The organism is Streptomyces cavernicola (assembly GCF_029968035.1).
GTDB lineage: Bacteria > Actinomycetota > Actinomycetes > Streptomycetales > Streptomycetaceae > Streptomyces > Streptomyces cavernicola.
Genome location: NZ_JASCIQ010000001.1, coordinates 277,029 through 288,385, shown reverse-complemented (window position 1 = coordinate 288,385; position 11,357 = coordinate 277,029). Strand labels below are relative to the sequence as shown.

The 11,357-nt window shown below is 72.4% G+C and carries 10 protein-coding genes; 6 read left to right on the top strand and 4 right to left on the bottom strand.

Annotated features, from left to right (window positions below; all coding sequences use genetic code 11):
• Positions 1 to 52: 52 nt before the first annotated feature.
• Genes QIS96_RS01255 through QIS96_RS01245 form a run of 3 tightly spaced genes read left to right on the top strand, consistent with a single transcriptional unit; the run spans position 53 to position 2,555 of the window.
• On the top strand, positions 53 to 640 hold the full coding sequence (locus tag QIS96_RS01255; protein ID WP_282540419.1) for a DUF5998 family protein: 588 nt from the start codon (positions 53 to 55) through the stop codon (positions 638 to 640).
• A complete protein-coding gene (locus tag QIS96_RS01250) occupies positions 640 to 1,845 on the top strand; it encodes an alkaline phosphatase family protein (RefSeq protein ID WP_282540418.1) in 1,206 nt (401 codons plus the stop codon). The genes QIS96_RS01255 and QIS96_RS01250 overlap by 1 nt, the downstream gene beginning before the upstream one ends.
• Before the next feature lie 59 nt (positions 1,846 to 1,904).
• The gene (locus QIS96_RS01245; RefSeq protein ID WP_282540417.1) at positions 1,905 to 2,555 is read left to right on the top strand and encodes a thymidine kinase; all 651 of its coding nucleotides are present in this window, start codon (positions 1,905 to 1,907) and stop codon (positions 2,553 to 2,555) included.
• Between the two features lie 34 nt (positions 2,556 to 2,589).
• Here the strand turns inward: QIS96_RS01245 and QIS96_RS01240 are convergent, their stop codons facing one another.
• Positions 2,590 to 3,396, bottom strand: coding sequence for a VOC family protein (locus tag QIS96_RS01240; RefSeq protein ID WP_282540416.1), 807 nt, complete (start codon positions 3,394 to 3,396; stop codon positions 2,590 to 2,592).
• A gap of 260 nt (positions 3,397 to 3,656) precedes the next feature.
• On the opposite strand from QIS96_RS01240, the gene QIS96_RS01235 reads away from it, so the two are divergent.
• Complete coding sequence (locus QIS96_RS01235; RefSeq protein ID WP_282540415.1) at positions 3,657 to 4,517, top strand: sulfurtransferase; 861 nt, start codon at positions 3,657 to 3,659, stop codon at positions 4,515 to 4,517.
• A 98-nt stretch (positions 4,518 to 4,615) separates the two neighbouring features.
• On the opposite strand, the gene sepH is transcribed toward QIS96_RS01235, so the two are convergent.
• Complete coding sequence (gene sepH, locus QIS96_RS01230; RefSeq protein WP_282540414.1) at positions 4,616 to 5,725, bottom strand: septation protein SepH; 1,110 nt, start codon at positions 5,723 to 5,725, stop codon at positions 4,616 to 4,618.
• Positions 5,726 to 6,189: 464 nt separating this feature from the next.
• On the opposite strand from sepH, the gene QIS96_RS01225 reads away from it, so the two are divergent.
• Complete coding sequence (locus tag QIS96_RS01225; RefSeq protein WP_282540413.1) at positions 6,190 to 7,512, top strand: hypothetical protein; 1,323 nt, start codon at positions 6,190 to 6,192, stop codon at positions 7,510 to 7,512.
• A 6-nt stretch (positions 7,513 to 7,518) separates the two neighbouring features.
• Here the strand turns inward: QIS96_RS01225 and QIS96_RS01220 are convergent, their stop codons facing one another.
• The gene (locus QIS96_RS01220; RefSeq protein ID WP_282540412.1) at positions 7,519 to 8,871 is read right to left on the bottom strand and encodes a D-arabinono-1,4-lactone oxidase; all 1,353 of its coding nucleotides are present in this window, start codon (positions 8,869 to 8,871) and stop codon (positions 7,519 to 7,521) included.
• Complete coding sequence (locus QIS96_RS01215) at positions 8,798 to 10,072, bottom strand: MFS transporter (RefSeq protein ID WP_282540411.1); 1,275 nt, start codon at positions 10,070 to 10,072, stop codon at positions 8,798 to 8,800. The genes QIS96_RS01220 and QIS96_RS01215 overlap by 74 nt, the downstream gene beginning before the upstream one ends.
• A 144-nt stretch (positions 10,073 to 10,216) precedes the next feature.
• On the opposite strand from QIS96_RS01215, the gene QIS96_RS01210 reads away from it, so the two are divergent.
• On the top strand, positions 10,217 to 11,347 hold the full coding sequence (locus QIS96_RS01210; protein ID WP_282540410.1) for a ferrochelatase: 1,131 nt from the start codon (positions 10,217 to 10,219) through the stop codon (positions 11,345 to 11,347).
• Positions 11,348 to 11,357: the final 10 nt, after the last annotated feature.

Genomic DNA, 11,357 nt, shown 5'->3' with positions numbered 1-11,357 from the left:
GGCGGGCAGTGGGGTGCCACGGCGGTCCCCGGGCCCCCGTAGGATGGGGCGTATGGCGAAGACCGGTACGACGACCCAGGGGCTGCGCGCCGCGATCGAGCGCAGCGGCTACTACCCGGCTCTCGTGGCCGAGGCGGTGGAAGCCGCCGTCGGCGGCGAGCCGATCGCGTCGTACCTGGTGCACCAGGAGACCACCTTCGACGCCAACGAGGTCCGTCGGCATGTGACGGTCCTCGTCCTCACCGGCACCCGCTTCATCGTCAGCCACACCGACGAGCAGGCCGCCGACTCCACCTCGCCGACGCCGTACGCGACCACCTCCACCGAGTCCGTGAAGCTCGGCCGGATCTCCTCGGTCGTGGTCAGCCGGGTCGTCGCGAACCCGGAGAAGTACCAGCCCGGCAGCCTGCCCCGCGAGGTCCTGCTCACCATCGGCTGGGGCGCCGTGTCCCGTATCGACCTGGAGCCCGCCGCCTGCGGCGACCCCAACTGCGAGGCCGACCACGGGTACACGGGCAACACCACGGCCGACGACCTGAGCCTGCGCGTCAGCGAGGCCGGCGACGGCCCGGACACCGTGCGCCAGACCCTGGCCTTCGCGCAGGCCCTCTCCGAGGCCACCGCGGCCACCGCCCGCTGATGGCCGAGCCCTACTGGCCGGAGGAGACCGCGGAGTTCCTCACCGTCGACTCCGCCCCCGTACCCGCGTACGGCACGGGATCGCTCGCCGACCTGCTGCCCACCCTGGCGACCGGCATGGGCGTGCAGGTGCCCGGCTCGCACGCGCAGATCCCGGAGCTCGCGGCCGCCGACCGCAACTGCGTGTTCCTGATCGACGGCCTGGGCTGGGAGCAGCTGCTCGCCCATCCCGACGAGGCCCCGTTCCTGACCTCCCTGATCGGCAGCTCCCGCGGCGGCACCGGGCGCCCCATCACCGTGGGCTTCCCCGCCACCACCGCGACCTCGCTCGCCTCGGTCGGCACCGGACTGCCGCCCGCCGCGCACGGACTGCCCGGCTACACGGTGCGCAACCCGGACACCGACGCGCTGATGAACCAGCTGCGCTGGAACCCCTGGACCCCGCCGCACATCTGGCAGCCGTATCCGACGGTCTTCCAGGTCGCCGACGAGGCCGGCGTGCACACCGCCCAGGTGTCGTCCCCGGCCTTCGCGCAGACCCCGCTCACGAAGATCGCCCTCAGCGGCGGCACCTTCCACGGCAGGCTCTCCGGCGAGGAGCGCATGGACGTCGCGGCCGAGCAACTCGCTGCGGGCGACCGCTCGTTGGTCTACACGTACTACTCCGAGGTGGACGGCAAGGGCCACCGCTTCGGCGTCGACTCCGACGCTTGGCGCGGCCAGCTGATGTACGTCGACCGTCTGGTGCAGCGCCTCGCCGAGCAGCTCCCGCCCCGCTCCACGCTGTACGTCACCGCCGACCACGGCATGATCGACATCCCCTTCGACGAGCAGCACCGCATCGACTTCGACGAGGACTGGGAGCTGCGCGCGGGCGTCGCCCTGCTCGGCGGCGAGGGCCGTGCCCGGCACGTCTACGCGGTTCCCGGTGCGGAGAACGATGTGCTGACCTGCTGGCGCGAGGTGCTCGGCGAGCAGTTCTGGGTGGCGAGCCGCGAAGAGGCCATTGCCGCGGGCTGGTTCGGCCCGCCCGGCGCCTGCGACGAGCGGGTGTACGGCAGGCTCGGCGACGTGATCGCGGCCGCCCGCGACGACGTCCTGATCATCGCCTCGGAGCGGGAGCCCAACGAGTCCGCGATGGTCGGCAACCACGGCTCCATGACGGCCGTCGAGCAGCTCGTCCCGCTGCTCGAAGTCCGCACCTGAGCACGGCCCTCGCGCGCCCGAGCCCCCTCACGTACGTACCGAAAGGCCCTCAACTCCCCATGTCCGAGCTGGTGTTCTTCTCCGGAACCATGGACTGCGGCAAGAGCACCCTCGCCCTCCAGATCGGTCACAACCGGTCGGCGCGGGGACTGCAGGGCATCATCTTCACCCGCGACGACCGCGCCGGCGAGGGCAAGCTCTCCTCCCGGCTCGGCCTGGTCACGGACGCCGTGGAGGCGGCGCCGGGCCTCGACCTGTACGGGTATCTGGTGGAGCGGATGTCGCAGGGCGAGCGCGTGGACTACGTGATCGTGGACGAGGCGCAGTTCCTCGCGCCCGAGCAGATCGACCAGCTGGCGCGGGTCGTGGACGACCTGGACATGGACGTCTTCGCGTTCGGCATCACCACCGACTTCCGCACCAAGCTCTTCCCCGGCTCGCAGCGCCTCATCGAACTCGCCGACCGCATAGAGACGTTGCAGGTCGAGGCGATGTGCTGGTGCGGCGCCCGCGCCACCCACAACGCCCGTACGGTCGGCGGGGCGATGGTCGTCGAGGGCGAGCAGGTCGTCGTCGGCGATGTGGACCGACCGACCGAGGAGGTCGGCTACGAGGTCCTGTGCCGCCGCCACCACCGCCGCCGCATGACGAGCGCCTCGTCCCGGGCGGCGGCCCTGTCGCCGGACGTGCTGCCGGCGGGCAACGCCTGACGCCCCTCCGCGGCAGAGGCCCGAAAGCTCCCGCTCAGCCCGCCGAGTGCACGATGCTGAACACCGCGCCCTCCGGGTCCGCGACCGTCGCGAGGCGACCGTGGGCGCTGTCGAGCGGGGCGCGCAGCACCTGCCCGCCGAGCTCGACGACCCTGGTCGCCGCCGCGTCCACGTCTGCGACCTCGAAGTACGTCATCCAGTGCGGCCCGCGCTCGCGCGGCAGTACGTCCCCGATGCCGTGGATGCCGACCACCGCGCGGCCCTCCAGCCGGAGGGTCAGGTAGTCGGAGCCGGAGCCGGAGCCGGAGCCGGAGCCGGATCGGGGGTCGGCGTCGAGCGGCTCCTCGCGGTACTCGAAGAGGTGCGAGTAGAACGTGCCGACCGCGGCTGTCTCGTGGGTGATCAGCTCGTTCCAGACCGGGGTGCCCGGCCTGCCGGCGCCCGAGGTGCCGCGATGGTCGGCGGCCTGCCAGACGCCGAAGACGGCGCCCACGGAGTCGGACGCGATGGCGAGCCGCCCCGCGTCACCGGCGTCGAGCGGCCCGACGCCGACGGTGCCGCCGCAGTGCCGGACGGTCTCCGCGGTGGCGTCCGCGTCGTCCGTCGCCAGGTAGGGCGTCCAGGCGACGGGCAGTTGCCGGTCGTCCGGCAGCTCGCCGATTCCGGCCACCTCGTGACCGTCGAGCAACGCCCGCACGTACGGTCCCAACTGCTCGGGCCCCGGCCGGAATTCCCAGCCGAACAGCGCGCCGTAGAACTCCTGGGTCGCGGCCATGCCGTGCACCATCAGGCTCACCCAGCAAGGTGTGCCGGGCGTGTGCCGAGCTGTGGACTCGGTCATCGTGCCTCGTCTCCTCGGACCGTCAGGGTGATCCACCGGGGGCCGTGTCCGGGGATCCCAGGAAGGATGCCCGGATCATCACCGCTCATCCGCTTCCGCGCTGTTTCCGCCGAATACGGGTCGAATACGGATCGAATACGAACCGGATGCGGATCGGCTGCGGATGGAATGTCGATCGAATGTCGATCTACGGAACAGCCGGCGGTGCAGGGTAGTCGTTCCTGGACGGGGCGACCAGACTTTGCGCGAGGATGGGCCCCATGACAGCCATCATCTCTGGATCCGAACTCGCGAGCGACCTGGCGGGGCAGACTCCGCCGGTGCTCCTCGACGTCCGCTGGCAGCTGAGCGCGGCGAAGGCGGCGGGCGAGCCCGCCTTCGACGGCCGTGCCGAGTACGCGGCCGGGCATCTGCCGGGGGCCGTCTTCGTCGACCTGGACGCCGAGCTCGCCGGGCCGCCCGGCGCCGACGGCCGCCATCCGCTGCCCGACCTGGACGTCTTCGGTGAGGCCATGCGCGCGGCCGGGGTGTCCGCGGACCGTGACGTGGTCGTGTACGACGGCGGCCAGGGCTGGGCGGCGGCCCGCGCCTGGTGGCTGCTGCGCTGGACGGGCCACCCCTCGGTGCGTGTCCTCGACGGCGGCCTCGCGGCATGGTCGGGCGAGCTGTCCACGTGTACGCCCGCACCCGAGCCGGGAGACTTCGTGCCGAAGCCGGGTGCGACGGGGGAGACCGGTTCGGTGGACGCGGACGGCGCGGCCGCCCTGGCCCGCTCCGGACTGCTCCTGGACGCCCGCGCCGCGGAGCGCTACCGCGGTGACGTCGAGCCCATCGACCGGGTCGGCGGCCACATCCCGGGCGCGGTCTCGGCGCCGACGACGGAGAACGTGGGCCCGGACGGCCGTTTCCTGCCGCGCGAGCAACTGGCCGAGCGTTTCAGGTCACTTGGGGCCGTCGAGGGCACGGAGGTCGGCGTCTACTGCGGTTCGGGCGTCTCCGGCGCCCACGAAATCCTCGCCCTGGCGGTCGCGGGCATCCCCGCGGTCCTCTACCCGGGCTCGTGGTCGCAGTGGTCCGCGGACGAGTCCCGCCCGGTGGCCACGGGCCCGGACCCGCAGTGAGGGGGCGTGACTGGCGTGCGTAGCGCGCGTACGTGAGGAGGGGCCCGAGCCGGAATCACGGCTCGGGCCCCTCCTCTTGCGGCGTCGCTACGTACGCCTCAGTCCTGCTTCTTGCGGCGCGTGCCGAAGACGATCTCGTCCCAACTGGGCACCGCGGCGCGGCGGCCCGGTCGGACGCCGTCCGCCTCGGCCTGCCGGTCGGTGGTGCCGACCAGGCGGTCGCGGTGTCCGGCGACGGCGCGCGGCATCAGCACGTCCGCGTACGCCGATCCGGCGGAGGCAGCGGGGGCCGGGGGCTCCTCGACCTCGGGCTCCTGCTCGGGCTCCTCGACGGAGGGTCGCTCCGTGGTGGAGGTGGAGTTGGCGCTCGCCGCGGGGGCGGCGGACGGTCCGGTGGCGGGCGCGGGCGGCGCGGGCCGCTCGGGCACGACCAGGTCGCCGCGGAAGCTCGGCACCGCTTCCAGGAGGCTGGTCAGGGAGTCCCGCTCGTCCTCGCTCTCCTCGACCGGCTCGGGGGTGGGCGAGGGGATGCTCGGACGCTCCAACTGCCGGTCCAGGGCGCGGTCGAGCGGCCGGTCCCGGGGCAGCCGTGCGATCCGCGGCACGAACGGGAAGCTCGGCTCGGGCGGCGCGATGTCGTCGGCCTCGCCGATCAGCGAGCGCGCCTCGTCGTCGACGGCCTGGACGAGCCGCCGGGGCGGGTCGTACGTCCAGCTCGCGGTGTGCGGCTCGCCGGCGACGCTGTAGGCGAGCAGCACTTCCCAGGTGCCGTCGTCCCGGCGCCAGGAGTCCCACTGGACGGAGTCCTTGTCGGCGCCGCGGATCAACAGCCGTTCCTGGACGGCTTCGCCGAGCTGGGGGCCGGTGTTCTCGCCGGGGCGACGCACGGGCGTCTTGCGGGCCCGCTCGGCCATGAACGCGCGCTCGGCGAGGACGGGGCCCTCGAAGCGGCGGACGCGGTCGACGGGGATGCCGGCGAGTTGGGCGACCTCCTCGGCGGAGGCGCCGGCCCGTATACGGGCCTGGATGTCGCGGGGGCGGAGATGGCTCTCCACCTCGATCTCGATCTGGCCGAGGCGTGGGCGATCGCCGCGCACTGCTGCGCGCAGCCGTTCATCGATCGGAAGCGTGTACTCCGTCGAGTCCGCAGCCTTCAGCACCAGCCGTGTGCCGTCGTTGCTGACAGCCACGACACGCAGTTCGGGCATGGGGACCTCCCGGGTGGTGCCTGCCGACGTCACGTGCGTAACGCTGCTTCCGCTAGTCGAGTGTGGCCTGCCCGGGTGCAGCCTGCCACAACCTTGCCGAGTTGCCCGGCGTGTCGGGCATGGGCCCTGGATCGCCGTTATGGCACGGTTACCTATTCGCAACGCTAAGTGACTGATCGTCACTCTGTGCAGCGAGCCCCCTCCCGGAGATGCTGAAACCGCTCCCGGGCACCCAGGTTGGAGACCGGACCCAGGGCTCGCAACAGTACTCCATTCGGGCCACTCGGGTGGACCGCCGCGCCGCCGAACTTCTCACAGGGCAAGGCAGTTGGGCGGCGTGGATCACATCCCCGGTGCCCGCAGGGGTGTCTTGCTTCACAGAATCTCCAGAACCGGAACTATCCGTGTCGCTCAAATGTCACTTGAGAGTGCAGTCAGGAGCGAGCGGCAATCAAGGGACGGGGATGGAAAAGAAGGCCGAAACCGGGAAGTCCGGGGCGAAGGAGTCCGGGTCGAAGGAGTCCGGGGCGAAGGAGGGGGAGCGGAAGCGCAAGAAGATCGACCTGAACGTGCCTCAGGTCGCGGGCAGCGCCGTGGCCGCGGTCGTGGCGGCCAAACTCGCCTCCAGCTTCGGCGTCTACGGCACGATCCTCGGCGCCGGCCTGGTCAGCGTGATCGCGACCTGCGGCGGCTCCGTCTTCCAGCACTTCTTCTCGCGTACGGGCGAGCAGGTGCGCGAGGCAGCCGAGAAGGCCAAGCCGCGCGTGCGGCAGGTGCCGCTCACCGCGGACGGCCGCCCGGTGCCTGCCACCTTCCGCGCCTCGTCGGAGCCGTCGGCCCCGTCAGCCCCGTCGGTGGCGTCGGCCCGCGCGGCGAACCCCAGCACCGGCCCGGTCACGACGAGTTGGCGCCCCGGCGTCGTCACGGCCGAGGGCGACGCGACGACGGCGCTGCCTGCCACGGGCGCCGCTGATGCGACGACGGCGCTGCCTGTCGCGGGCGCCGCCGACGCGACCACCGTGCTGCCCACCGCGGGCCGGGCCGAAGCGGACCGTACGCAGCTCCTCGCCCCTGTCGGCGTCGCGGACGGCGACCGTACGCAGCTCCTCACCAAGGTCGACGCCGAGCGCACCCGACTCCTCACGCCCGTGCGCCGGCCCGAGCCCGAGCCCGAGGATGACGCGACCACCGTGCTGGCGCGGGCCGACGCGACGATGCTGCTGCGCGCGAACAGCGGCGGTCCGGGCGGGAGTTCCGACGACGAGACCCGCTTCCTCGGCATCGTGACGCCGGAGGCTCCCGTCGACGTCCCCGTCCAGGGCAAGCGCATCAAGAGCTGGAAGCGGCCGCTGCTCGGTGCCGCGCTGATCTTCGGCGTGACCATGGCGGGCATCTCGACGTACGAACTGGTCTCGGGGAACAGCTTCAGCGGCAACGACTCGCAGGTGCTGCGGCCCAGTTCGTGGGGCGGCGCCTCGGCCGACGAGCGGCGGGGCGACACCCCGGACGACCGCCCTTCGCCGTCGACGCCGACCGATGAGGGCGGCGCGGACAGCGGCGAGCGGAACCCGGCCGCCGAGCCGACGGTCACGCCGGACCGAGGCTCGGACGGTACCGAGCCGCAGCCCCGGCCCAGCGCCTCGCAGTCCTCGGACGGCACGGAGCCGACGGCGGAGCCGAGCCCGACGGAGTCCGAGGCCGACCCGAGCGCCGAGCCGTCGAGCCCGGAGCCGACCGAGAGCGCGACCGACGCCGACCCGGAGCCGACCGGCAGGCCCGTCGAGTGAAGCGCGTCAGTCGCCGAGGACCCGGCGCAGGTAGTCGTTGCCGAAGAGGCGGTCCGGGTCCAGGCGGTCGCGCAGCGCGGTGAACTCGCCGAAGCGCGGATAGACGGAGGAGAGGTACTCCGCGTCGCGCGTGTGGATCTTGCCCCAGTGCGGGCGGCCCGCGTGCTCGGTGAGGATCTTCTCGGCGGCGGTGAAGTACGCCTGGTGCGGCGTGCCCTTGTACATGTGGACCGCGATGTACGCGCTGTCGCGGTCCGAGGCCGTCGACAGGGCGATGTCGTCCGCGGGCGCCGTACGGACCTCGACCGGGAAGCTGATCCGCAGCGGCGAGCGCTCGACCATGGCCTTCAGCTCGCGCAGTGCGGGAACGAGGGCCTCGCGCGGCACCGCGTACTCCATCTCCAGGAAGCGGACCCGGCGCGGTGATGTGAAGACCTTGTAGGGGATGTCCGTGTAGGTGCGGGCGGAGAGCGCCCTGCTGGAGATCTTGGCGACCGAGGGGATCGTCGCCGGGAAGGCGCGGCCGAGCGAATTGACCGCCTGGAAGAGGCCGTTGGAGAGGAACTCGTCCTCGAACCAGCCGCTCAGGGCGCTCACCGGGTTCTCGGGTCCTGAGCTGCGGTTGTTGCGCTTGGTGCTGCAGTTGCCGGTGTGCGGGAACCAGTAGAACTCGAAGTGCTCGTTCTCCGCGAAGAGTTGGTCGAACTCGGCGGTGACCTTGTCGAAGCTCATCGGCTCCTCGCGGGCCGTGAGCAGGAACACCGGCTCCACGGCGAAGGTGATCGCCGTGACCACGCCGAGCGCGCCGATGCCGATCCGGGCGGCCGCGAACACCTCGGGATTCTCGTCGGCCGAGCAGGTCAGGACCGTGCCGTCGGCCGTGACCAGCTCAAGTGCCGTGATCTGGGCGGATATCGAGCCCGACTCGCGGCCGGTGCCGTGCGTGCCGGTGCTGGTGGCGCCCGCGACGGTCTGCTCCATGATGTCGCCCATGTTCGTGAGCGACAGGCCCTCGCGGGCCAGGGCCACGTTCAGGCGCTTGAGCGGAGTACCCGCCTCCACGGTGACGGTGCCGGCCTCCCGGTCGAGCTTCCTGATGCCGGTGAGCAGGTTCGGGCGGATCAGGACGCCGTCCGTCGCGGCGGCCGCGGTGAAGGAGTGGCCGGTGCCGACCGGCTTCACGCGCTCGCCGCGCTCCGCGGCCGTACGCAGGGCCTCGGCCAGCTCGTCCACGGAGGCGGGGGTCACCTCCCGCGTCGGGCGCGAGACGACGTTGCCCGCCCAGTTACGCCACGGCGTCGGGCGCTGCGTCCGCGATCCGTTCCGGCCGTTCGCCTGTGCCGTGTGCTGCGTGTTCATGGGCCCCTCCCCGCTGCGGCACCGGCCTCTTCAGCCGGCGATACCCCAGGAACGCGACCGCGACCGCGGCGATGCCGGCGACTCCCGGCACCGAGTACCCCGCGTCCGCCCCGGCCGCGTCGATCACCCAGCCTGAGGCCGACGAGCCGAGCGCGATGCCGACCGCGAGCCCGGTGGACGTCCAGGTCATGCCCTCGGTCAGTTTCGCGCGTGGTACGTGCTGCTCGACCAGGGCCATGGTGGTCACCATCGTCGGCGCGATGGAGAGGCCCGCGACAAACAGCGCCACGGCCAGAAACGGAAGGTTCCCGACCAGTTGAAGCGGGATCATACTCACGGCCATCGCACAGACGCCCAGCAGCCACCGCCGGGCGGCCGGGCCCTTCAGGTGCAGCAGCCCGAAGACCACGCCGGCCAGGCAGGAGCCGAGCGCGTACACCGCGAGCACCAGGCTGGCCGCCGACTTGTGCCCCTCGGCCTCGGCGAAGGCCACCGTCACCACGTCGACCGCGCCGAAGATCGTGCCGGTGGCCACGAACGTGAGGACCAGGACCTGCAGTCCCGGCGACTTCAGGGCCGAGCCCTTGGCGTGGTGCTCGCGCGGATGCGGCACGGGCTCGGTGGCGCGCTGCCCGGTCAGCCAGAACGTGCCGACGGCCAGGAACAGCGCGGCGAGCAGCGGCCCGGCCTCCGGGAACCAGGCGGTGGAGAGCCCGATGGAGACGATCGGCCCGAAGATGAAGCAGGCCTCGTCCACCACGGACTCGAAGGAGTACGCGGTGTGCAGCTTGCGCGGATCCGTCTGGTACACCCACACCCAGCGCGAGCGGATCATCGAGCCGAGGCTCGGTACGCAGCCGACCCCGGCCGCGAAGACGAACAGCGTCCAGTCGGCCAGCTCCAGCTTCGCCGCGACGAGCAGCCCGGTCACCGCGAACAGTGCGACCAGGGTCGCCGGGCGCAGCACCTTGCGCTGGCCGTGCCGGTCGACGAGCCGGGAGATCTGCGGACCGATCACCGCGGCCGACAGCGCGACGGTGGCCGAGAGCGCGCCCGCGAGCCCGTACCGCCCGGTGAGCTGGGAGATCATCGTGACGATGCCGATGCCCATCATGGCGAGCGGCAGGCGGCCGATGAAGCCGGCGGCGGAGAACGCCCGAGTGCCGGGGGCGTCGAAGATGGCGCGGTAGGGGCTGGGCAAGGAGGGCTCCGCTTGCGGCGTTCGGTGAGGGGTCCGGCGAGGGGTGCCGGTAAGGCGTGTAGATGGTCCATACAGCTTACGGCCGGGGAAACCCGGGACGCACCGCGTTTTCCGGCGCTCAGCGGGGGTGGCAGGATCGGAGCCATGCCAGAAGCGCTTGACTCCACCCCTTATGACGCCCTGCTGCTGCTCTCCTTCGGCGGCCCCGAGGGCCCCGACGACGTGGTGCCGTTCCTGGAGAACGTGACGAAGGGCCGCGGCATCCCGAAGGAGCGGCTCAAGGAGGTGGGGCAGCACTACTTCCTGTTCGGCGGGGTCAGCCCGATCAACGACCAGAACCGCGCGCTGCTCGACGCCCTGCGCAAGGACTTCGCCGACCACGGCCTGGACCTGCCGGTGTACTGGGGCAACCGCAACTGGGCCCCGTACCTCACGGACACCCTGCGCGAGCTGGTCCGCGACGGCCACCGCCGCATCCTGACCCTGGCCACCAGCGCCTACGCCTCGTACTCCGGCTGCCGGCAGTACCGCGAGAACCTCGCGGACTCCCTCGCCGCCCTGGAGGCGGAGGGCCTGGAGCTGCCGCGGATCGACAAGCTCCGGCACTACTTCAACCACCCCGGCTTCGTCCGCCCCATGATCGACGGCGTGCTGCAGTCCCTCGCCCAACTCCCGGAGGACGTACGGGAGTCCGCGCAGCTCGCCTTCACCACGCACTCCATCCCGACCGCCGCCGCCGACACCTCGGGCACGGTCGAGGAGCACGGCGAGGGCGGGGCGTACGTCGCGCAGCACCTGGACGTGGCCCGGCTGATCGCGGACGCGGTGGCCGAGGAGACCGGCGTAGCGGACCGCCCCTGGCAGCTCGTCTACCAGTCCCGCTCCGGCGCCCCGCACATCCCGTGGCTGGAGCCGGACATCTGCGACCACCTGGAGGAGCGGCACGAGGCCGGGGCCGCCGCGGTCGTCATGGTCCCCATCGGCTTCGTCTCCGACCACATGGAGGTCCTCTACGACCTCGACACCGAGGCCACCGCCAAGGCCGCCGAGCTCGGCCTGCCCGTGGCCCGCTCCGCGACCGTCGGCGCCGACCCGCGCTTCGCCGCCGCGATCCGCGACCTCGTCCAGGAGCGCGCCCGCGCCGAACGCGGCGAGGACGTCAGCCCCTGCTTCCTCGGCGCGCTCGGCCCGAGCCACGACCTGTGCCCCGTCGGCTGCTGCCCGGCCCGGACGCCGAAGCCCGCCGCGGCCGGCGTCGACAGCCCCTACGCGTAAGGAACTCCCC